The following is a 22,289-nucleotide window of genomic DNA, read 5'->3' as shown; positions in this document are numbered from 1 at the left end:
GCTAAACTTTTAACCAATCAGGGGACTCTGCGGTCGGCTGATTCACTCGAATTAAATAACCGTCTGGGTCATTAAATTCAATCGAAAGCATCCCCAAATGCGATTTTTTTGGCTCGCTAAAAACAATTTTATGACTAGAGAGCCTTTCCATCAACTCTTGTAAATTATCAGTCAAAAAACTCGTTACGGTAGTTTGGGCAGAGAAATGTGTTGATGTATTAAAGTCGATTCCTGCCACTCCCGAGTTAAAAACGTTGAGCTCTGCTTGTTCTACTGATGCCTCAAGTCCCAAAATGGAGCGATAAAATGATTTACTTTTGGTGGGGTCGTTAGTGCCCAGCTCAATTTCTTGAAGTCTTATTTTCATGACATTAGAATTAATGATTCACTATTTTAGCCGCAGATACTGTCCGTGTGAAGTAAATTCCATTGTATCTTTCTGTATGGTTTTCTGGAAATAGTAACAAATAGCTATAAAAGTCTACTGATTGTGAATAAATGGATGGCTCATTGTTTATCTCCCTCATTTTTAGTCTATTACCTGTGTTGTTTAGCATTGTGCCGCTCTGGTAGAAATGGTTTAGCGAACATATTTTCTTAGAAATATTTAACTCTTCGTCTTTCATAAGATACAGAGCCATCTTAGGAGTATCTCTATAGGGTAAAATCATATTATGGATATTGCCGCTTAACGTGATGGTTTTCCAATGAGGAAATAACTTGATTTGCTTCTTGATTTTCAAATACATTAAGCTGTCCGCTGATACTACACTTTCATTGGAATCTATGTCGTAGAAGAAGATTTTAATTTTTGAATCTTGATTCAGCTTAGAAATTATCTCCGCCCAAGCGTGGGATGCTCTACCATCTTGAGAACTTTTTGCAAAAAACTCAGAGGTGTAAATATTTTCATCCGTTTGATTATTAAGGTATTGGTTCATTAATTGGGCTGGAATTTCAAGCCCAATTTGAACACTATCATTATGGCTTGTAAAAATATCGGCTAATTGAGTGACCAACTTTGCAGGTTCGTTTGTGCCGTGCATTTCACCAATCATGATAAGCTTAAAACCACTTAAAAGGTTATATACTTGATTGTTGGATGTGGCTAGTGAATCTGTTCTCACGGCGTTGTTTCTTATGTAGCTAGCAAAGTCTTGTCCGTTGGCAGGCAAGTCCCAAATTCCTACTGATAAAATGAAAAATAGCTTTTTTATCATAATACTCGAAAGTTATTCTCTATAGTGATCTTATCCATTGCTGGTAAATAAACGCCTATCCCTTTGATAAGTTTTTAATTACATGTTTTCCTTCGAGTTTCCCAAAAGTTCAACACGAGCTGATTCTTTTTAACAGATGTTATTGAGGCTACGGGACTTTAAAAGCGCCTTACGAATACTATTTTTTTACCCGATGGCGTTAAAAAAATCTTCAAGTTTTTGTTTGTCGAGTTTTCCGTTGGTTCTCACGCTACTGCAAAGGTCAACGCCAATAATGCCTGGGTCATTTGGCATGTGCCAAACCCAAAATTTTTACTCTTGGTCTGGTCAGGTTAAACGCATTAAAAAAGTAGCCTCAGCGAGGCTAAATCTTAGTAGAAAAAAAGGGATAAAGGCCATCCCAAAGCCCCATGGGGGTGGCATCTTTCCCCGAAGCCAAATATACAAAAATTTATAAGGTACTTCCTATCCCCTTTGCTGCAACAATTTTAACTATTCCCTGAAAAAACAAAAGGATTTTGGGTAAAAAAGAGCAGGTTTTTCATTTTAATAACAAATCTGCTCCACTCTTTTCTAAATTCCTTCTTCCTGCCAAATGAAAAACACGGTTCCGTTTCAGCGTAGCTCCTTCTTGGTCTGCACCGCCCTGTTGTTGTACGCCCAAGGGTGCAACGTTCCCCAGAAACAAGTAATCTCTAAAGACAAATTTGCCGACCACGTACGTACCACCGATTTCAGAACGCCCGAGCAAGAGCGGCGAGGCTTTAGGTTGCCGCCAGGTTTTGAAATAACGCTTTTTGCCTCCGAGCCGCAGATTGCCAAGCCCATCAATATGGAGTTCGACGACCGTGGGCGGCTGTGGGTTTCGCACTCGCTCGATTACCCCATGCCTGCGGTTTCGGGGGGCGGGAAAGATAAAATCACCATTTTGGAAGATACCAACGGCGATGGCAAAGCCGATAAATTTACCGATTTTCAGGATGGCCTCAATATCCCTATCGGCATCATGCCCGTAACTGACGGTGCGATTGCGTACAGCATTCCTAACGTGTATCATTTTACGGATACCAACAACGACGGCAAAGCCGACCGCCGCAAAGTGGTTTTGGGGGAGTTTGGCTACAAAGATACCCACGGCATGGTGAGCAATTTTGTGCGGGGGTTTGACGGTTGGATGCACTCGTGCCACGGGTTTACCAACACCTCTAAAATTGCGGGAACGGACGGAGATTCGGTGACGATGGTGTCGGGAAATACCTTCCGTTTTCGCACCGACGGCAGTCGCGTAGAACAAACTACCTATGGGCGTGTCAATCCGTTTGGATACGCCTACGACGAACGCGGGTTTTTGTATTCCGTCGATTGTCACTCAAAACCCATTTACCAACTCATCAAAGGTGCTGATTATCCGCATTTTGGCAAGAAGCCAACGGGAATTGGTTTTGGCCCCGAAATGATGAGCTACGAACTAGGCTCAACGGCACTTTCGGGCCTGGCGTATTACATTGGCGAGCAGTTTCCTGCCGAATACCGTAACAGCTTTTACAACGGCGATGTGGTTACGTGCCGCATCAACCGCAATACCATTACCTACAATGGTTCGACACCCGTGGCGCACAAAGAAGCTGATTTTTTGGTCAGCGACGACCCATGGTTCCGCCCCGTGGATGTGAAAGTAGGCCCCGACGGAGCGCTCTATATTGCTGATTTCTACAATCGAATCATTGGGCACTACGAAGTACCGCTCAATCACCCAGGCCGTGACCGCACCAGCGGGCGTATTTGGCGGATTACTTACAAAGGCAGCTCTGTCCAACCCCCTTTTAAAGATTGGTCAAAAGCCTCTATCGACGAGTTGGTGGCGGGGTTGAGCCATCCCCAACTGAACGTCCGTCTAAAAATAGCGGATCGTTTGGTGGATGGCTGGAAAGAAAAGGCTATCCCGCCTGTGTCGCAGTTGATGGCCTCAGCCACGACCGATGCGAAGGTGTTTGTGCAGGGACTTTGGATACTTCATCGCTTGAACGCCCTGCCCGTTTCGGCCTTGGAAAAAGCCTTGCACCATCCCGACCCGCTGGTGCAAGTACACGGATACCGCGTGTTGGCGGAGTCGGCGGCCATTAGCGATGCCCATCAGGTGTTGGCAGTGGGGGCATTGGCCGATAAAGACCCTTTTGTGCGCCGAGTAGCGGCCGAGGTTTTGACTCATTTTCCTGCTTTGAAAAATATCGCTCCTTTGGCGGACTTGTACCAACAAACCAGCGACGAAGATTCGCATTTGAAATATACAACCCTGCTAGCTATACGTACAAATTTGGCCGCAAAAGGCATGATTCGTCAGGTGGCAAGTGCCACTTGGAGCGAGGCCCAACGGACTATTTTAAGCAAAGCTGCGGTGGACATTCCCTCGCCCGAAGTGGCATCCTTTGTGTTGGAATATGCTACCCAACGCTCATTACCTACCGAGGAGTTGGCAAAATACCTGGAATACACCGCTCGTTACACGGATGCCCCTGCGCTCAACGAAACCATTGGCTCTTTGGAAAAACGTTACGCAGACAACCACGAGGGGAAATTTGCGTTTTATAACGCACTGCGAAGAGGGCTGGCGCAGGGAGGAAAAACGGTGACTAGCCGTATGCAAGAGTGGGGGACAACATTGGCAAAGCAGTATTTGGAACAACCGTTGGTGGAAAAAGAAACGGCGCAGCAATTGGCGCGTCGGGTGCAAGCGGCTGAGGTCGCGGGTGAGTTTAAGAGCAAATCTTTGGAGCCGTCGGTGCTTCGTTTGTTCAAAAATACCCAAGCCGACGACCGAGTGCGGGTAGCGGCTGCCAGTGCGCTCATGAGTACCGATGCTTCCGCGTACACGCCGCTGATTGGTGGGGTGTTTTTGGAACGTTCGGAAAAGGTAGCGTTGCGGGAAAAACTGGTGGGGGTACTGACTCGTACCCATACGCTCGAAGTAAACGGATGGCTGCGAAAAGGACTGAACGGGGGAGCACGTAGCTTACAAGGGGTGATTGCGGCGGCATTGGCCAACTCCGAGTCGGGCATTGACCAATTGCTCAATGCGTTAAAAGAAGAAGAAATCAACGTGGACGTGGTCAGGGAAGGGGCGGTGAAAGAGCGTCTGGCCTCTAAGATGACGCCTAAGCAACAAGCTTTGCTCAACGAATTGACGGCTGGCAGTGCCAATGAATTTGAAGAGCGACAACAGCTGATTCAGGCGCGTTTGGCGGGGTTTGAGTCGTCGAAGGTAACGGCCGAGGCGGGTAGAAATGTGTTTGTACAAAATTGCAGTTCGTGTCACCAAATCAAAGGTGCGGGTGGGTTGATTGGCCCGCAGCTAGACGGCATCGGTAATTGGGGTAAAAAAGCACTGGCTGAAAAGATATTAGACCCCAATCGGAACATCTCGGAGGCGTTTCGAAATTATAACATTACGCTCAACAACGGCCAAACCATGACGGGACTTTACCGCCGCACGGAAGGGCAAACGATGATTTTTGCCAACAATGCTGGACAGGAGTTTTCGGTGGCGAAAAATGACATCAAAGACTACAAAGCCTCTAAATATACACTCATGCCCGACCAATTCAGAAATACCATTCCAGAAAAGGATTTCTACGCGCTTTTGGGATTCTTGTTGAAAACGAAGTAGGTGGTGGTGCTACTTGATTGAAGATAGGCGTAGGTTACTTTTTCAGGGATGGCAATAGGTGATTGAGTTCATCCAAGATCGCTGTAAATCCTTCTTTGAATCCCATTTCAATCATTTTCTCCATCCGTTCGAGCGAGTCATTGTAAATGATAATGCTAACTTTTGTCTTGCCGTTTTCCTCACCGAAGCTATAATCCCAATCAGAACCTGGTAGGTTGGGGTTTTCGTCGGCATCCGCAAATGCGCTCAAGTACTTAAAATTGGTTTTAGGCGTGATGGAAGTATATTTCTGGACCGACCACGTCATGTGTCCTTCGGGACTTACCATGGCATAAAACCTTCTGCCACCAACCGTAAAGTCCATAACTTTGGTTTTTGAGGTCCAAGGTTTGGGTGCCCACCATTGGTCGAGAATTTCTTGTTTTGTGAAGGCATCCCAAACCAGCGAAAGGTCAGCGGCAAATTCGCGGGTTATAAAAACCGTTTTAGCGGCTTTGTCAACGGTAAAGTCAAACAATAAATGGTTCATGTTTAGTATGTTTAAATGGTTGATAATAGGCGCTCTCGTTGTTTTAAGTTGAGAAACTAAACGGTTGTAAATTTATATGCAACTTTTCGGTTTCGCAAAGTTTATCTTGAAAAAATTTAGAGGAAGTTTACGAATTGGTGGTGTTAGTCAAAGCGTTCTGCGGGAAGTGAATAGTTTGAATTTTTATTGTTCTTTTTCAATTGTACTCATTTCGTTCAATACTAAGGTCTGTAGTTCCTCTTTGGGTAGTAAAAATTGATATACTCCGCCCGAGTATTTTTTTAATCCATAAAATCCGTGTCTAATCCATATCGTCCGTGTGCTCAAATCGTCGATGAAAAAACAAACCAACTGTGGGTAAAAAAGGAGGGGAGGGACACTTTAATTAAAAATTTTCACCCCTTTTCTAAACTCCTTTTTCTCCCCAAAAATGAAAACGTATTCTTTGCCTCTAGCCCTTGGGCTGCTTATCGCGTGGATGGGCTTGCCTGCTTCTGCACAAACCAATCGCCCCATTAAATTTAAAAAAGAGATGCTGACCAACATGTTTTTCTCGGAAGGCGTAGCCGTGGGCGACGTCAACCGCGACGGAAAAAAAGATGTGCTGTCGGGCGCATTTTGGTACGAAGCCCCCAACTGGAAACAGCACGAAATTGCCAAAGGCGATACATTTACGGTCAACGGTGGCTACAGTAATTCGTTTTTGAACTTTAGCATGGACGTTAACCAAGACGGTTGGATAGATTTTATTCGGGTCGATACCCCAGGCGAATCGGTAGTTTGGTACGAAAATCCTAAAAATAAAGCGGGACATTGGAAGGCTTACACCATTCACAAATCCATTGGAAATGAGTCGCCTGCTTTTACGGACCTCGACGGCGACGGACGTCTCGACATCATCGGAAACGACCCCGAAGCCAAGCAAATGATTTGGCTCAAAGCACCTTCCAAAAAAGGTGATATCGAGTGGAAACGATACGTGATTAGTACCGATAATATTGGAATACACAAATATACCCACGGCTTGGGCGTGGTGGACATGAACGGCGATGGGCGCTTGGATGTGCTGATGCGCGAAGGTTGGTGGGAAGCCCCTGCTGATCGCACGCAGCCTAATTGGACGTTTCACCGAGCCAATTTGGGGGAAGAATGCTCGCAGATGTACTTACTCGATGTCAATAAAGACGGTTTGAAGGACGTCATTAGTATGTCGGCGCACAAATACGGCATGTGGTGGCATCAGCAAGGCAAAGATGCGCAAGGAAATCCGACTTGGGAAAAATACGAAATTGGGAAGCTATTTTCACAAACCCATGGTTTGGCCCTGGCCGACATCAACAAAGATGGAAACCCCGATTTGGTGACGGGCAAACGCTTTTTTGCCCATAACGGCAAAGACCCAGGGGCGTTCGAGCCAGCGGTATTGTACTGGTTTGAGTTTAAACCAGGTGCTACGCCTACGTGGACTCCCCACCAGATTGACGATAACTCAGGCGTAGGGCTTCATTTGGTGGTCGAAGACATGAACCGCGACGGGCTGCTGGACATCATCACCGCAAACAAAAAAGGCGCTCACGTGTTTCTTCAACAGAAATAAATAAAACAGGTGCGTACAGGACAGAATTTTGAAAGAAGGTGTCGTAAGTTTGTCGTATGAAAGTTGGTTTATTCATCCCGTGTTATGTAGATCAGTTTTACCCCAAAGTGGGTATTGCTACACTCCAATTGTTAGAGAAATTTGGTTGTGAGGTGGGTTATCCTGCCAACCAAACCTGCTGTGGTCAGCCCATGGCCAATTCTGGTTATGAACACCTGACGCATGATTGCAACCGCCTTTTTGTACAAAACTTTGCCGATTTTGACTACATCGTTGGGCCGTCGGGTAGTTGTGTTTTGCACATCAAAGAACACTTGCACACCGAAGGTGAGGGTGAAGCGAAAGCGACTCATATCCGCCAACGGGTGTATGAACTGACGGAGTTTTTGACCGATGTGCTCAAAGTCGAAAACCTATCTGCGCATTTTCCGTATCGGGTTGGGCTACACCAAAGTTGCCACGGGCAGCGCGGATTGCACCTTTCGCAGATGTCGGAGTTGGTAGCGCCTGCGTTCTCAAAGCCTGAAAAACTCTTGAGAATGGTTGATGGAATAGAATTGGTTCAACTCACACGTAGAGACGAATGCTGTGGATTTGGTGGAACGTTTTGCGTTGCAGAAGAAGCAGTTTCGGCGCGTATGGGTGTTGACCGCATTGACGACCACATCAAGAACGGTACCCAAGTCCTGACGGGAGGCGATATGTCGTGTTTGATGCACTTAGAAGGCATCATTCGCCGCCGTGAGCTGCCCATCAAAGTAATGCACATCGCCGAAATCTTAACGGCGAATTAACCTCATCTTATATCCCTCTCCTGATAGGAGAAGGACTTTTACATTCTCCTAGAAAATAGTCGGTTATGAATCATTCTGAGGCTGCTGATAAATTTAATAAAGATTTTGACCGCACTACCTGGCACGATGAAACGCTGTGGTGGGTGCGCCAAAAACGCGACCGAGCGGCGTTTGCCATTCCCGAATGGGAAGACCTGCGCAACATGGCGTCGCAGATTAAACACAACGTACTGTCTAATTTAGATACGTACTTGATGGAGTTTGAAAAAAATGCTAAAGCCAACGGCATCACCGTTCACTGGGCTGCCGATGCGCACGAACACAACCAAATCGTTCTTTCGATTCTCCAACAGCAAGGAGTGCAGCAACTCGTCAAGAGCAAATCTATGCTCACCGAAGAGTGCCACCTCAATCCTTTTTTAGAAAAAAATGGCATTGAAGTAGTTGATACCGATTTGGGTGAACGCATCGTTCAGTTGGCCGACGAGTCGCCGAGCCACATTGTATTGCCTTGTATTCATTGGAAAAAAGAAGAAATTGGGGTGCTGTTTCATAAACATTTGGGTACGCCCGAGGGTTGCGCTGATCCCGTACTACTCACCCACGCCGCCCGCGAAAACCTACGCGAAAAGTTTATGACGCGTCGCGTGGCCATAACGGGTGTTAACTTTGCGGTGGCCGAAACGGGAGAATTTGTGGTGTGTACCAACGAAGGCAACGCCGACATGGGTACGCACTTGGCCGACGTCCACATTGCCTGCATGGGCATCGAAAAAATCGTCCCTAAACGCAAGCATTTGGGGGTTTTCTTGCGTCTGTTGGCGCGTTCTGCTACGGGACAGCCTATCACAACTTATTCGAGTCACTTTGCCAAACCCCGCGAAGGTCAGCAAATGCACATCGTATTGGTGGACAATGGCCGCTCTCGACAGCTAGGACGAGAGGAGTTTCGTAACTCGCTCAAATGTATCCGTTGTGGGGCTTGTATGAATACCTGTCCCGTATATCGTCGCAGCGGTGGACACAGTTACCACAATGCCGTAGCGGGGCCGATTGGGTCGATTTTAGCTCCCAATTTGGACATGACCAAAAACGCTGATTTGCCGTTTGCAAGTACGCTTTGTGGAAGTTGCTCAAACGTTTGTCCCGTCAAAATCAACATCCACGAACAGCTTTACAGCTGGCGACAAGTACTTACCAAAAGCGGACATTCACCTACTGCCAAAACGATAGGAATGAAAGCCATGGCAGCGGTATTATCGAGCCCATCGGTGTATCGTTTTTCGGGAAAAATAGGCCGTTTGACGTTATCAAATACGCCGTTTGTAGTCAATAACTCTTTGAATCCGTGGTACAAACAACGCGAAATGCCCGAACCTCCCAAAGAGTCGTTTGGTGAATGGTATAAGAAGAATCGGAAGTAGTTACTTGGTTTCTTGTTTCGGGTGTGGAGGGTTGCTCACAACCCGACGAGTTCAGAATCAAAACACCACTTTATCTAAACAGGCAACCCGAAACGGGCAACCCAAAACAAGTACAAAATGAGTCGTGAAAAAATACTAGCGGCCGTGGCGAAAAACAAACCCACGTTGACACCGCTACCAGATATTCAAGATTTTGGAAATCCATACAGCGATTTGGCCGCGCAGTTTACTTCGGTACTGACGACCATCGGCGGTACGGTGGTGGAAGTGGGCAGTTGGGAAGAAATCCAGCAGTACGTTCAAACGCATTTTGCGGGGCGGCGTATGGTCACTAACCTTGCACCATTGGCGGATATGGCTCAGCAAAGCTGGCTAACGTCTGATCCCCATTCGTTGGACGACGTAGGGTTGGCCATTTTACAAGGACAGTTTGCTGTTGCTGAAAATTCGGCGGTGTGGGTCACAGAAGCCGAAATGGGGCAGCGGGTGACGCCTTTCATTGCCGAAACACTGGCATTGGTAATAAAAAAATCGGCGATTTTACCCAAAATGCACCACGCTTACGCCCAAATTGGCGCGTCCGAATACGGTTTTGGGGCTTTCATCGCAGGGCCTTCCAAAACCGCCGACATTGAACAATCGCTGGTCTTGGGCGCGCACGGCCCCAAGTCGATGGTCGCCTTTTTGATAGATTGAAAAAAAGGTGAAACTTTGCTAAAAGTGGCTTCCCGAAAGTGCATTAACTTTCGGGAAGTTTTTTATACAAGCAATTCTTCATTTGTATGCGATTCCTAAAGATTCTTCTCAAAGTACTTGGCGTTTTTTTATTGCTAATTGTCGCCTTGTTGGCCTGTATGCTCGCTCCTGTCGATGAGACGCCCTACCAACAAACCAGCTACTACCAAGACTGGAAAAAGTCAGTGAATGGCTTAGCAACCACCGACACCACTCGTAATGCCTCACTCTTAACTCCTAATTCATTAAAGGTTGGTTGGGCCAAAGTAAATTTCACGCCCAAATCTCCGACCCCTACGGCGGGTTACGGAGTACGTCGGGGAGCTTTGTACAAATCGGTGCATGATTCTATTTACGTTCGGGCAGTGGTGTTTGACAATGGAAATACCAAGGCTGCAATGGTGGTGGCCGATTTATTAATTCTTCCCCCCGCCGTGACCGAACAAGTAAAAACCAAGCTTTCTGCCACTGGCATTCCGTTTGAACAAGTGTATTTTGGCGCTACTCATACCCACAACAGCATGGGAGGATGGAGTGGTGGCATTGTGGGCGAGCTATTTGGCGGGAAATTTAATCCCGACAATGTGACATGGGTGGCTGATGCCATCGTAAAAGCCGTGACTTTGGCACAAAAAGATCTTAAACCTGCTACCGTAGCGTATCATCAATTGGCCGATACCTCAAAGGTACGCAATCGGGCGTTTGATGAAGGAACGATTGACCCGTTTGTCCGCACCATCCAACTCGTACGCAACGATGGGCAAAAAGCCCTGATTTGTTCGTACGCGGCACACTCTACCATTACCAGTTCGGACAATATCGTTTTATCGCGCGACTACCCAGGCGTACTGGTCGATTCGTTGGAAAAAGGCGAAGCTAATTTTGCGGTATTTCTTTCGGGTGCGGTTGGGAGTATGGGGCCAAAAGTGGGTGTGGAATCAGATTCTGATTGGGTAAAAGTAGGAACGGAAGCCGACAGTTTGGAGTCGGATGTGCAGAAACAATTGGCACAACTAAAGCCTATCGAAAACCCTGCCCTGCGCATCGAAACGCTCACCATTCCGCTCCGCGAGCCTAATCCCCGCGTTACGTTGGGGTGGCGACTACGTCCGTGGGTATTCCATTGGGCGTTTGGCAATTTTCCCAATTACGTCAAAGCCCTACGTATTGGTAATGTCCTGATGGTCGGTTTTCCCTGCGATTTTTCGGGGGAATTGGTGGCAGAAATGAGCGCCTACGCCGAAAAAAAGGGGCTTAAATTGATGGTAACAAGCTTTAACGGAGGATATATCGGCTACATTACTCCCGACAAATACTACGGCCGAGATACCTACGAAACCCTCACCATGAACTGGTTTGGCCCGTACAACGGCGCGTATTTTCAGGAAATTGTGCGGGATTTGGTGGATAAGATGTCGTAAAAGAGGAATTATAGAGATGGCCATTGAAATTCATGAACAAAAGCTGCTTGAACAGCTTTTAAACCTAATTGAGCATAGCAAAAAACAAGTAGCTATTCAGGTAAATAGTGAATTGACATTGCTATTTTGGGAAGTAGGAAAACATATCAATGAATACATTCTTCAAAATCAAAGAGCCGATTATGGTAAGCGTATTTTTCCTACACTCTCAACAAAATTGCAGGAAAAGTACGGGCGAAACTTCGAGGAAAAAAACTTACGAAGAATGTCACAATTTGCCGAGCAATTTGGTGATTATAAAATTGTCGTGCCACTGGCACGACAATTAAGTTGGTCGCACTTCCTTATTTTGTTACCTCTCAAAAACCGAGAAGCTCAACTGTTTTATGCTCAAAAAGCTGTACAGGAAGCTTGGGGCAAAAGAGAACTGCGAAGTCAAATCAATCAAAAGGTTTTTGAACGCACTACCATTGCCAATAGCCAACTGCCGATTACAGAGACGTTGATTGCGCCCAATATCTTCAAAGACCCCTATTTTCTGGAATTTTTGGGGCTGAAAAATGACTACCTCGAAAACGACCTTGAAAATGCTATACTCAGAGAACTCGAACAGTTTATCTTAGAGTTAGGGCGGGGTTTTGCGTTTGTAGAGCGCCAAAAAAGAATGATTATTGATGGCGAGGATTTTTACCTAGATTTACTTTTTTATCATCGTAAACTCAAACGATTAGTCGCCATTGAGCTCAAAATTGGGAAATTTCAGGCAAAGTTTAAAGGGCAAATGGAGCTGTATCTGAAATGGCTCAACCGATACGAGCGACAAGAAGGGGAAGAAGCTCCTATTGGTCTTATTCTATGCGCCGAAGCCAGTCACGAACAGATTGAACTCCTCGAAATGCACAAAGATGGGATTGTAGTAGCTGAATACTGGACAGAACTTCCGCCTAAACATGAATTGGAGGCCAAACTTCATCAAGCATTGTTGGAAGCCAAAGAAAGAATCGAAAATCGCAGGTTATTGGAATGAAATAAAGCAACTTGCCCCAAACTGTGATTTGGGGCAACAAAGGCACAGCGTCTCCGACGCCCTCTGAAAATATCGACAAGGTATTCGGGTTGTGAGCAACCCTCAGCAAGGAGAAAGTATCTGTTTTTGCTATATTTGTTAAAAATCAACTGACATGGAAACATTACTTATTGAAATCCGTAATCCGAAAGGAATAAATTTGCTTCGAGACCTTGAGGAAATGGATATTATAAAAATATTGAAACAGGAAGAAGCCCCTAAACCCCCTCAGAAACTTTCTGAGCTTTTGAGAGGAAGTATCTCTGCCGAAGAAGCCGAAAAATTTAACGAGTACATACAAGAATCAAGGAAGGAATGGGATAGAAATTTCTAATAGATACCAATGCTGCCTCAGACTATTTAGGAGGAAGGCTACCAGTAGGTGGGCTTCAGTTTATGGATACAATAGTTAACGATGCTCCTATTATTTCCATAATAAACCGTATTGAATTACTTGGACATAATCAGGCAGGAATTGAAAAATTTAAAATTTTAGTAGTTTCCTGCATTGTTGTAGAATTGACAGAAAGTGTAATCCTAAAGGTAATTGCTATTCGTAAATCTCGCCGAATCAAAATTCCTGATGCTATCATAGCTGCTACGGCGTTAGTCTATGATTTAACCTTAATCACGCACAACCTATCTGATTTTGAGGGAATTTCAGGTTTAAAAATAATAGATGCCCATTTGCTTTAAGCAAAAAATACCTTGGAAAGGTTGAAAAACCTTTCCAAGGTATGATACTACTTCTAAGGTCGGCGGTAGCGAATAGGGGCTGCTGGCTCAGGTTTGAGCGTTACCCCTTGGGTTTTTAGCAAGTCTAGTGCTACTTGCACCGATTTTTCGAGTTGAGGGTCTTCGCCTTTGGCTACTTTGGCGGGGTCTTGGTGTACCTCAATGTCGGGGGCAATGCCTTCGCCTTCTACCGCCCATTTTCCGTCCACGTCATAAAAACCACCGCGTGGAGCCACCATGCGCCCCCCGTCGATAAACGGTGGCGTGTCCCACGTTCCGACCAATCCGCCCCAAGTGCGCGTTCCGACAAGCGGGCCTACTTTGGCTTGGCGGAACAAAAACGGCATCAAGTCGCCGCCCGAACCCGCGCGTTCGTTGACAATCATTACTTTAGGCCCCCACAAGCCTGCCATCGGCGTCGTGAAAGGTTTGTGGTCGTTGGCGCGGCTGTTGAAATATCCTTGCAGTTTTCGGGCCAATACGTCCACGATGTAGTCGGCGGCTGAGCCCCCGCCGTTGTTGCGTTCGTCGATCACCGCACCTTTTTTATCTTGTTGGGCAAAATAATAACGGTTAAAATATTCGTAACCACCGTTGCCCGTGTTCGGAATCCAAACGTAGGCCAGTTGTCCCTTTGAAAGTTCATCCACTTTACGGCGATTACCTTCCACCCAAGCGCGCGTGCGAAGCTGGGTTTCGTTGGCGACGGGCACCACCGTAACCGACTTGGCCGTGGCCAAATCAGGCGTAGCGTTGATCTTAATTTTGATTTGTCGGTTGGCCGTGCCTTCCAGTAAACTGTAAATATCCACGTCAGCCGTCAGAGGAATGCCGTTGATTTCCAATAAATAATCGCCTTCTTTTACGTCGATGCCAGGGCTAGACAAGGGCGCTCGCAAATCTGGGTTCCAGTTTTCGCCCGTTAGAATGCGCTTGATACGGTAAAAGCCGTTCACTATCGTAAAATCAGCCCCTAAAAGCCCCGCAGGGTTGTTGTTGTCGAGGGTTGGAAAATCACCTCCTGAGGTGTAGGAGTGTCCCACGGCCACTTCGCCGCCCAAAATATCCACCACGTAGTTAAGGTCGGTGCGGTGGCGTACGTGTTCTACCCAGGGTGAATACCACTTATAGATGTCGTTCCAAGGCGCTCCGTGTACATTGCTGACGTACAAAAAATCACGTTGATAACGCCAGCCTTCGCGGAAAATCTGTTTGTATTCAGCTTTGGGATCTACCCATATTTTCATTTCGCTGGTGTTGAGGCGACCGTCACCCATTTTGGCCGTGGCTGCGGTTGCATTGGCAATTCCCCACGTGCCCCCACTGCGGTAGAGTAAGTTTTTGCGGTCGTGTGAGGTGATTGCCCCCTGAATCCCTTTCAAAAACTCTTCTCGTTTTTGGTCTTTCAACGTGTATTTGTGCAGCGTAACGCCCGATTGGTCAGCGACATTTTCGGTAAAAAATAAACTGCCTTCAGGTCCCGCAATGATTTCGTCGTATTCTTTCAGTGCTACTTTGGGAAGTGCCAAAATCCGTTGGTCGATGCCTTCTAGGTCAATTTTTACCAAAACTTCCTTTTTGGCCTCAGCGGGTTTTTCGTCTTTTTTAGGCTCGGTTTTGGCTTTCTCGTCTGTTTTAGCGGGGGCAGCTTCTTTCTTTTCTACTTTGGGTGCTTCTTCTTCGTCACTTTTGGGCAAAAAAGGCGATGGTTCACCTTTGGCAAGAATGACCATATACACCCCGCGCGTAACGGGACGTTCGTACGAGCTCATATCAAGCCAACCCGTATTGAGAGCAAAGTTGGTACTGGCCAAAAAATACAAATACTTTCCGTTTGCATCCCACACGGGCGACATCGCATCCGACATCCCGTCGGTCAATTGGTGGCTAGCGCCTGTCTCAATGTTATACACCTTTATGGCCTTGTACTGATTGTCCAAAAGACGGGCGTAGGCAATCCATTTGCCATCGGGCGACCACACAGGGTTGAGGCTGCGGTTGGGGTGGGCGTAGCGCTCGGTGTCTATTTTTTTGGGCTGTCCCGTTTCGGTATTTATCACCCATAAATTATAGTCGGTATCGGTGTAAGCAAGGTGTTTGTTATCCGACGACCATGCGGGGCGGAAGTAAAATGTAGGCGAAGGCAACGAAATCGCTTTTGGTTTTTGAAGCCCTTCTTGGTCCGAAACCATCAGTTGATACTCACCGCTTGCATCCGAAAACCATGCTATTTTTTGCCCGTCGGGCGACCAAGTAGGGTAGCGGTCGGCCACGCCTGAACTGTGGCTGATGTTACGCCAATCGCCGTTTTCTTTGGGTACGGTAAAAATGTCGCCACGGTATTCAAATAACGCACGCTTGCCCGTAGGAGAAAGCGAAGCATTGAGTAAACCTCCCGAACGTACATCCTGCCAACGCGGACTCGCCCACGTAAAATCTCCTTGTACGTTGATAACGAGCTGCTTGGCTTGCCCCGTTTGGGGGTCGAGCAAATGCAAGTAGCCGCCTTGCTCATACACAATGCGGTCGTTGGAGGCGTCTAAGCTTTTTACGTCAAAATCTTTGTGAAACGTTACCTGTTTGAGTTCGTTGGTTTTGGGGTTAAACGACCATACGTTGTTGGCATAATCGCGTTCCGACAAGAAGTAAACGATGTTTTTGTACCAAACAGGATCGGTATGGCGTTCGCGGTCGGTTTGGGGAGTGGTTTTGAGCGATAGTGTTTTTAAATCCACAATCCAAATCGGCTGGGCTTGTCCTCCTCGATAGTTGCGCCACTCGGGGTCCCAAAAACCAATGGTTTGGTAAGCCGCCATTTGGCCATCGGGCGATACTTCTCCCGCGTAGGCTTGTGGCATGGGAAGTTCTTCTTGGAAGCCTCCTTTAAAGCTTACTTTTAATAATTTGGTCAGGGCAGTAGGGTAGCCACTGCGTCCCGAACGAAAGATAATGCTGGCGCCGTCGGGTGTCCAACCTTGCACGGCATCTTCGCCTGGGTGCCACGTAAGGCGCTTGGGTTCACCGCCCGTGGCAGGCATCACATACACGTCGGTGTTGCCTGCGTACTGGGCCGAAAAGGCAATCATGCTGCCATCGGGCGAAAAATGCGGGAGCGATTCGGTGCCTTCATGCGAGGTGAGGCGGCGGGCAGAGCCACCGTCGCGGTCGGCGATCCACAAATCATCGGCATACACAAATACCACCGAGCGGTCGCTGACGGTAGGCTGGCGCAAAAGCCGTGTGCCTTGCCCGATGGCCGACACGCTGCACAAAACCCCCGCCGCAAGGGAGAGTAAAGACGTTAGTTTCATATGAAAGTGGTTAGTAGGTTGTTGGAAAATTATAGGTCAAAAATACACTTTTCTCTTTGGGATATGCAATGGGGGAATAGACGATAAACGATTGTTGTTCAGCGATTAACTGAATTCGGTAACGACTACCTTCAAACATACTGCGTTGTGCTGTCGCCCAAATGCCTTGTGCGCCTTCAGTTTCGGTGATGGTCAGTTGCTCTGGGCGAATCAGCAAGGTGTCAGACGGTTGGGGAGGAGTTCCAAAAAACTGCTCAAACGTGCTACGATGCACAACATTGATTTCTCCCGTCAACTCCGCTACGTATTCACTGACGGGTTGTTGATATACTTCTTGGGGTGTGCCCACTTGTAATAGTTTCCCTTGGTATAAAATTCCCATTCGATCCGAAAGGCTCAGGGCATCGGGGGCATCGTGGGTGACAAAAATGCAAGCAGTGCCCGTTTCTTCGGCCAGTGTGTGGATGGTTTGGGCGAGGCGACGGCGGTTGGCAAAATCCAAATGCGCAAACGGTTCGTCGAGGAGCAACACTTTGGCTTCTTCGGCCAAGGCGCGGGCAATAGCGGTGCGCTGTTTCTCCCCACCCGATAGCGATTTGGCAGGTTTGTCGGCGACCGTTTCTAAGTGACAAAGCTCGATGAGCTCATCCACCCGCTCGTCGCGATAGGCTTTTTGGTAATACCGAAGCGCGTAAGCAATGTTTTCCCGCACACTGATGGGCAACGACAGGTTGTAGTCTTGGTGAACAATTTTAATGTCAGGATGCCCAGGAATGAGCTGGTCGCTGGCAAGTCGTAATTTTTCACCGTTGAGCCAAATCTCACCCTCGTCGGGGTCAATCAGCCCTGCCGCCAAACGCAACAACGTACTTTTCCCCGAACCACTTTCGCCCAAAAGGCCAAGAATTTCGCCCGTTTGAAGTTCCAACTGAATGTCGGAAAGAACCGATTGAGGGGGGTAGTTTTTAGAAAGATGACGTAATTCTAACAAAGAGTACATTCCGACGTTTAGTTGCTTTTGTTGGTGAACACAAAACAAGTTGATAAAATGCCATTTCTACGAATTCTTCTCTTTTTGTTGGTTGCTCAAATGAGTTTCTCTCAAGGCATCCCGCCGCAGGTACGTCGGGTGTTGTTTTTGGGAAATAGCATTACGTACGCAGGAAGTTACGTCACCGATATTGAAGCCTATTTTGTGACGAATTATCCGCAGCGTTCGATTGAATTTATCAACGTAGGGCTACCTAGTGAAACGGTTTCGGGGCTTTCGGAAGAGGGTCATGCGGGTGGGCGTTTTCCTCGTCCCGATTTGCACGAACGCCTCGACCGTGTGCTCAAAGCCACAAAACCCGACTTGGTCTTTGCCTGCTACGGCATGAACGACGGGATTTACCTGCCGTTTGGAGAAGACCGTTTTCAAAAATTTCGGGAAGGAATCGAATGGCTGCACGAAGAAGTAGAAAAAACGGGCGTAAAAATTGTTCATCTTACTCCCCCTATTTTTGACGAATTGCGGGGAAAAAATGCAGGTTATGCCGCAGTCCTCGATCGATATTCTGACTGGTTGCTGAGTTTACGTAAAACCAAAAAATGGGAAGTTATTGACATTCATTACCCCATGAAAACGTATCTCGATGCCCACCGAAAAATCGACGAACAATTTGGCCTTTCGGGCTTTGCCTTGGCTGAAGATGGCGTGCATCCTGGCGAGGTTGGGCATTGGATTATGGCCAAACAAGTGCTTCTGTATTTGGGTGAAAAACAGGTCGCTAAAGCGGGGACGCCCAAAAGTGCCTTGCCCGACCGTCCCTCATCGGAGGCTGTTTTTAAGTTGGTTCAACAACGCCAAGCGCTGATGAAAGACGCGTGGCTAACGGCAACTGGACACAAGCGCCCAGAAATGAAAGTAGGCCTGCCCTTGGAAGAAGCCCAGAAGAAAGCGGCGGAGATTGAGCAAGAAATTAGGGCATTGTTAAAATAAAAAAGGAGCCAAAACTTCGCTTTATCTCTATACAAATTTGGTTTTTATCGCTCTCTTTACCTGATTGGGTAGAAGAGTCACAATTCTTGTAGTAAATTGCCGTGTCAAACTAAAAACCAAACCCAAATGATTCGTCAATTACTCTACGGAGGAGTGGTGGCGTTGGTAGGAATGGCGTCCGTCAGCCAGGCGCAAACTTCCTACAACAATCACGCCCAACTTTCCACTCGTCTCAAAACTCTCTCCACAAAATACGCTGCCCAAGCTACCGTTAGCTCGATTGGCAAGAGCTCGGGCGGGCGCGACCTGTGGTTGCTTACGCTTGGAAAAGGAGATGCGACCAAAAAACCTGCCATCTTAGTCGTTGCAGGTTTAAACGGTACGCACTTAGCTGGAACTGAGTTGGCCATTCAAACGGCTGAAAAAATGCTTGCTTCGGCCAATGCTGATAGTATTGCTAAATTGTTGAATACCAAAACGTTTTATTTTTTGCCAAGCATGAACCCTGATGCGCAGGAGCAGTTTGCGGCAAAGCTAAAATTTGAACGTACTGGAAATGATACCAAAGCCGATGACGACCGCGATGGCCGCATCGATGAAGACCCGTTTGAAGACCTCAACGGCGACGGAATGGTTACTTGGATGCGCGTAGAAGACCCAACGGGATCGTTTGTTGCGAGCAAAGAAGACCCACGTATCATGGTGAAAGCCGACCCTACGAAGGGTGAAGTGGGTAAGTATTTGTTGCACAGTGAAGGTATTGACAACGACAAAGACCGCGTATATAACGAAGACGGTCAAGGAGGTATCAACCCAGAGCGTAACTTTACGTTTGACTACCAAATTTTCGTGACAGGCTCAGGTGAGTACGCCGCTTCTGAACCTGAAGTACGCGCCTTGCTTGACTTCTTGTACCGTGCGCCAAATATTTTTGCGGTATTGACTTTCGGGCCTAATAACAACCTCAGCGAAGCGCCACGTTTCGATGCGTCTAAAGTAGCTCGTCGTATCATCACGGGGCCACTTTCTAAAGATGCCAAAGCCATGGAGCAAGTGTCGAAGTTGTACAACAGTCGTACGGCCATGAAAGATGCGCCAGCGATGCCACAAACCCGTGGAAACTTCTCGCAAACGGCTTATTTCCACGCAGGTCGTTACAGCTTTACTACCCCAGGTTGGTGGGTACCAAAAGTAGAAGCCCCACGCGACTCTACACGTCGTGGTACTGGTGCTGGTACTGCTGCTCCTTCAGGTGCAGGTGCTCCATCAGGTGCCGCAGCTCCCGCAGCAGGTGGTGGTGGCGGTGGCCGAATGGGTGGCATGATGGGCGGTGGTGGTGCGGCCGCAGCGGCAGCCGCAGCGGCTTCGGCAAGTGCTGCCAATGCAAGCGAAGACGATACTCGTTTCTTGAAATGGGCGGACAAAGAAAAGTTGACGGGTGTTTTTGTGGATTGGAAAACTATTCAACATCCTGATTTCCCTAACCAAAAAGTAGAAGTTGGTGGCGTAGCTCCATTTGTAAAATTGAACCCACCACTTTCTTATTTAGAGCCTGTTGCTGACAAACACCTCAAATTTTTGTCAGGATTGGGTGCGCAAATGCCAGAAATTCAGTTGGTAAATGTAAAAACCGAATCACTTGGAAATAACTTAACGCGCGTTACTGCGACGGTTATCAACAAAGGTTTATTGCCAACGTATGCCGAAATTGGTGACCGCGTTCGCTTTGTTCAAAAAGTAAAAACAGAACTTAAATTGGGCAGTGGCCAAGCGATTGTTTCAGGAAAACGTCTCAACCTCAGAGGAGCGTTGGGCGTAGATGAGTCAGAAGAATATACGTGGCTTGTGTCGGGTACTGGCAAACTTACGATTGAGGCTGGATGCCCAACGGCAGGCGTACAATCGACCGAGGTGACGTTGAAGTAAATTTGTTCCGCAAATCGTTAATCGAAATTTCCAATGAAAAAATACATAAAATCAATCATAACTGCTACGCTTTGTGCTCCTATGTACATGGGAGTAATGGCGCAAACAGCTCCAAATATCGACGCTGACCTGACGGGAATGCGGGCGATTGGTTCGCCTGCCAATCCGAAGGTAAAATGGGCGTGGAATTATTACATGGATTACGCTGGTTTCAACAAACTCACCCAAGAGTTGGCCAAAGCGTACCCTGACTTGGTCAAATACGAATCGATCGGAAAGTCGTACCAAGGCCGCGAAATGTACGTCATTACCATTACAGACTTCAAAAGCGGTCGTCCTGAGTCAAAACCTGCCTTCTGGATTGATGGAAACATCCACGCCAACGAGCTTCAAGGAACGCAGTTTGCAATGTACACGGCTTGGTATTTGGCCGAAAGCTTTGGTAAAATGGATTTTGTAACGGACATGCTCAAAGGCCGTACGTTCTATATTTTGCCCTCATTGAACCCTGATGCACACGAGAATTTTATTTACAAAGCCAATACGACAAGTTCGTCGCGTTCGGGTATGATGCCGTTGGATGACGACGGTGACGGCTCGGTGGATGAAGATTCTTACGATGATTTGGACGGAGACGGGCACATTGTGAACATGCGCCGCAAGTCACCAACGGGACGCTATAAAATTGATCCTGAGTTTCCTGAACGCATGATTTTGGCAAAGCCTGACGAAAAAGGCGAGTACGAATTGCTTGGTTTTGAGGGGATTGATAACGACGGTGACGGACGTGTCAACGAAGATAACCCTGGCGCATACGACCCGAACCGCGACTGGGGCTGGGGCTGGCAGCCAGACTACATCCAAGGTGGTGCATTGTTCTACCCTGGAAGTTTGCCCGAAACGCAAAACGTGAAGAAGTTTTTCTACAGTCACTCAAACATCGCTGGCGCACAAAGTTACCACAACTTTGGGGGAATGTTCTTGCGTCCTCCTGGCGCGGAAGAAGATGCGATGTACGTTCCACAGTCGGACATCGCTGTGTATGACGTCATCGGAAAAACGGGAGAAAAGATGATTCCAGGGTACCGCTATTTTGTACTTTGGAAAGATTTATACACCGTTTATGGTGGTGAAATCGACTGGATTGGCCTTGGACGTGGGGTATTTATGTTCTCCAACGAAATTAATACGTCGTATCGTTTATTTAACAAAAATTCAACCGAAAATAGAAATCAAAACGTTGAATTTGAGGAGTTTGATAAGTATTTGTTGTTGGGCGATAGCTACGTAAAATGGAAGCCATTCAAGCACCCACAATACGGCGATATTGAGATTGGTGGAACGAAAAAGAACTACATCCGTAACACCCCAGGTTTCTTGTTGGAAGAAGAAGGACATCGTAACATGGCCTTCACGATGTTGCACGCCTACCACATGCCTAAAATCGAGATTGTGGACATCAAGTCACGCGCTTTAGCCAATGGACTTAGCGAAGTAACGGCTACGATTCAAAACCAACGGGCCATCCCGACGCACTCAGCGCATGACCTTCGTTTCAAAATCGAACGCCCTGACTACATTACCTTGAAAAATGCGCAAGTAGTAGCGGGTATGATTGTGGAAAATGATGATTTGGGCCTTACGCGTGAGCAGAAATACAACCCACAAACGATTGAAGTTCCGAACCTTCCTGGTACAGTTGGTGGTGGCTTTGGCGGCGGCGGTGGGCCTTTCGGTGGCGGTGCTGGCGGTAATGCCGTGAAGGTTCGCTGGATTGTGAAAGGAAAAGCTGACAAATGGACAGTAGAAGTCGATAGCCGCAAAGGAGGTATCGTTTCAAAAACCCAATAAATAATGTCCTAATTTTAGTGGACGAACAATAACTT

At 47.3% G+C, this 22,289-nt stretch carries 17 protein-coding genes; 12 read left to right on the top strand and 5 right to left on the bottom strand.

The genetic code is table 11. From position 1 onward, the window contains the following. Position 1: 1 nt before the first annotated feature. Together AC23P2_RS11555 and AC23P2_RS11550 are read right to left on the bottom strand one after the other, a co-directional pair. On the bottom strand, positions 2-367 hold the full coding sequence (locus AC23P2_RS11555) for a VOC family protein (RefSeq protein WP_487773336.1): 366 nt from the start codon (positions 365-367) through the stop codon (positions 2-4). A 10-nt stretch (positions 368-377) separates the two neighbouring features. Continuing rightward, complete coding sequence (locus AC23P2_RS11550) at positions 378-1,220, bottom strand: hypothetical protein (protein ID WP_487773335.1); 843 nt, start codon at positions 1,218-1,220, stop codon at positions 378-380. Between the two features lie 595 nt (positions 1,221-1,815). Here AC23P2_RS11550 and AC23P2_RS11545 point away from each other — a divergent pair. After that, the gene (locus AC23P2_RS11545; protein WP_487773334.1) at positions 1,816-4,884 is read left to right on the top strand and encodes a PVC-type heme-binding CxxCH protein; all 3,069 of its coding nucleotides are present in this window, start codon (positions 1,816-1,818) and stop codon (positions 4,882-4,884) included. 34 nt (positions 4,885-4,918) lie between these two features. Here the strand turns inward: AC23P2_RS11545 and AC23P2_RS11540 are convergent, their stop codons facing one another. Next, the gene (locus AC23P2_RS11540; protein WP_487773333.1) at positions 4,919-5,413 is read right to left on the bottom strand and encodes an SRPBCC family protein; all 495 of its coding nucleotides are present in this window, start codon (positions 5,411-5,413) and stop codon (positions 4,919-4,921) included. Between the two features lie 430 nt (positions 5,414-5,843). Between AC23P2_RS11540 and AC23P2_RS11535 the strand changes: the two genes are divergently transcribed. From AC23P2_RS11535 to AC23P2_RS11500, 8 genes are all read left to right on the top strand, one after another. Further along, positions 5,844-7,010, top strand: coding sequence for an FG-GAP repeat domain-containing protein (locus AC23P2_RS11535; RefSeq protein WP_487773332.1), 1,167 nt, complete (start codon positions 5,844-5,846; stop codon positions 7,008-7,010). 56 nt (positions 7,011-7,066) lie between these two features. Next, positions 7,067-7,804, top strand: a complete 738-nt coding sequence (locus AC23P2_RS11530; RefSeq protein WP_183970967.1) for a (Fe-S)-binding protein — start codon at positions 7,067-7,069, stop codon at positions 7,802-7,804. Between the two features lie 65 nt (positions 7,805-7,869). After that, positions 7,870-9,228 (top strand): lactate utilization protein B, encoded by a 1,359-nt coding sequence (locus AC23P2_RS11525; protein ID WP_487773331.1) that lies wholly within the window; start codon positions 7,870-7,872, stop codon positions 9,226-9,228. 117 nt (positions 9,229-9,345) lie between these two features. Continuing rightward, complete coding sequence (locus AC23P2_RS11520) at positions 9,346-9,924, top strand: LutC/YkgG family protein (protein ID WP_487773330.1); 579 nt, start codon at positions 9,346-9,348, stop codon at positions 9,922-9,924. Positions 9,925-10,010: 86 nt separating this feature from the next. Next, entirely contained in the window at positions 10,011-11,384 is a 1,374-nt protein-coding gene (locus AC23P2_RS11515) for a neutral/alkaline non-lysosomal ceramidase N-terminal domain-containing protein (RefSeq protein ID WP_487773329.1), read from the top strand. A 16-nt stretch (positions 11,385-11,400) separates the two neighbouring features. Continuing rightward, the gene (locus tag AC23P2_RS11510; RefSeq protein ID WP_487773328.1) at positions 11,401-12,411 is read left to right on the top strand and encodes a PDDEXK nuclease domain-containing protein; all 1,011 of its coding nucleotides are present in this window, start codon (positions 11,401-11,403) and stop codon (positions 12,409-12,411) included. A 154-nt stretch (positions 12,412-12,565) separates the two neighbouring features. Further along, complete coding sequence (locus AC23P2_RS11505; protein WP_487773327.1) at positions 12,566-12,784, top strand: hypothetical protein; 219 nt, start codon at positions 12,566-12,568, stop codon at positions 12,782-12,784. Beyond that, a complete protein-coding gene (locus AC23P2_RS11500) occupies positions 12,784-13,146 on the top strand; it encodes a type II toxin-antitoxin system VapC family toxin (RefSeq protein WP_487773465.1) in 363 nt (120 codons plus the stop codon). Before AC23P2_RS11505 ends, AC23P2_RS11500 begins: the two co-directional genes overlap by 1 nt. A 53-nt stretch (positions 13,147-13,199) precedes the next feature. Here AC23P2_RS11500 and AC23P2_RS11495 read toward each other — a convergent pair whose 3' ends face one another. Further along, a complete protein-coding gene (locus tag AC23P2_RS11495; protein WP_487773326.1) occupies positions 13,200-16,496 on the bottom strand; it encodes a S41 family peptidase in 3,297 nt (1,098 codons plus the stop codon). 10 nt (positions 16,497-16,506) lie between these two features. Further along, positions 16,507-17,496, bottom strand: a complete 990-nt coding sequence (locus AC23P2_RS11490; RefSeq protein ID WP_487773325.1) for an ABC transporter ATP-binding protein — start codon at positions 17,494-17,496, stop codon at positions 16,507-16,509. Positions 17,497-17,544: 48 nt separating this feature from the next. Between AC23P2_RS11490 and AC23P2_RS11485 the strand changes: the two genes are divergently transcribed. The 3 genes from AC23P2_RS11485 to AC23P2_RS11475 all read left to right on the top strand — a co-directional run bounded on the left by AC23P2_RS11485 (position 17,545) and on the right by AC23P2_RS11475 (position 22,254). Continuing rightward, entirely contained in the window at positions 17,545-18,477 is a 933-nt protein-coding gene (locus AC23P2_RS11485; RefSeq protein WP_487773324.1) for an SGNH/GDSL hydrolase family protein, read from the top strand. Between the two features lie 126 nt (positions 18,478-18,603). Continuing rightward, positions 18,604-20,403 (top strand): M14 family metallopeptidase, encoded by a 1,800-nt coding sequence (locus AC23P2_RS11480; RefSeq protein WP_487773323.1) that lies wholly within the window; start codon positions 18,604-18,606, stop codon positions 20,401-20,403. Positions 20,404-20,436: 33 nt separating this feature from the next. Then, positions 20,437-22,254 carry a M14 family metallopeptidase gene (locus tag AC23P2_RS11475; protein WP_487773322.1) on the top strand — a complete coding sequence of 606 codons (1,818 nt, stop codon included), beginning with the start codon at positions 20,437-20,439 and terminating at the stop codon, positions 22,252-22,254. Positions 22,255-22,289 lie beyond the last annotated feature (35 nt).

The sequence above is a fragment of the Runella sp. R0.1_18 genome (assembly GCF_057652155.1).
The sequence above is the reverse complement of the archived record's forward strand: the minus strand, read 5'-3'. Positions and strand labels throughout refer to the sequence as shown.

What these genes read in the sequence shown, in the direction of transcription:
- AC23P2_RS11555 (WP_487773336.1), bottom strand. Translation starts at nt 367, where the DNA reads ATGAAAATAAGACTTCAAGAAATTGAGCTGGGCACTAACGACCCCACC.
- AC23P2_RS11550 (WP_487773335.1), bottom strand. Translation starts at nt 1,220, where the DNA reads ATGATAAAAAAGCTATTTTTCATTTTATCAGTAGGAATTTGGGACTTG.
- AC23P2_RS11545 (WP_487773334.1), top strand. Translation starts at nt 1,816, where the DNA reads ATGAAAAACACGGTTCCGTTTCAGCGTAGCTCCTTCTTGGTCTGCACC.
- AC23P2_RS11540 (WP_487773333.1), bottom strand. Translation starts at nt 5,413, where the DNA reads ATGAACCATTTATTGTTTGACTTTACCGTTGACAAAGCCGCTAAAACG.
- AC23P2_RS11535 (WP_487773332.1), top strand. Translation starts at nt 5,844, where the DNA reads ATGAAAACGTATTCTTTGCCTCTAGCCCTTGGGCTGCTTATCGCGTGG.
- AC23P2_RS11530 (WP_183970967.1), top strand. Translation starts at nt 7,067, where the DNA reads ATGAAAGTTGGTTTATTCATCCCGTGTTATGTAGATCAGTTTTACCCC.
- AC23P2_RS11525 (WP_487773331.1), top strand. Translation starts at nt 7,870, where the DNA reads ATGAATCATTCTGAGGCTGCTGATAAATTTAATAAAGATTTTGACCGC.
- AC23P2_RS11520 (WP_487773330.1), top strand. Translation starts at nt 9,346, where the DNA reads ATGAGTCGTGAAAAAATACTAGCGGCCGTGGCGAAAAACAAACCCACG.
- AC23P2_RS11515 (WP_487773329.1), top strand. Translation starts at nt 10,011, where the DNA reads ATGCGATTCCTAAAGATTCTTCTCAAAGTACTTGGCGTTTTTTTATTG.
- AC23P2_RS11510 (WP_487773328.1), top strand. Translation starts at nt 11,401, where the DNA reads ATGGCCATTGAAATTCATGAACAAAAGCTGCTTGAACAGCTTTTAAAC.
- AC23P2_RS11505 (WP_487773327.1), top strand. Translation starts at nt 12,566, where the DNA reads ATGGAAACATTACTTATTGAAATCCGTAATCCGAAAGGAATAAATTTG.
- AC23P2_RS11495 (WP_487773326.1), bottom strand. Translation starts at nt 16,496, where the DNA reads ATGAAACTAACGTCTTTACTCTCCCTTGCGGCGGGGGTTTTGTGCAGC.
- AC23P2_RS11490 (WP_487773325.1), bottom strand. Translation starts at nt 17,496, where the DNA reads ATGTACTCTTTGTTAGAATTACGTCATCTTTCTAAAAACTACCCCCCT.
- AC23P2_RS11485 (WP_487773324.1), top strand. Translation starts at nt 17,545, where the DNA reads ATGCCATTTCTACGAATTCTTCTCTTTTTGTTGGTTGCTCAAATGAGT.
- AC23P2_RS11480 (WP_487773323.1), top strand. Translation starts at nt 18,604, where the DNA reads ATGATTCGTCAATTACTCTACGGAGGAGTGGTGGCGTTGGTAGGAATG.
- AC23P2_RS11475 (WP_487773322.1), top strand. Translation starts at nt 20,437, where the DNA reads ATGAAAAAATACATAAAATCAATCATAACTGCTACGCTTTGTGCTCCT.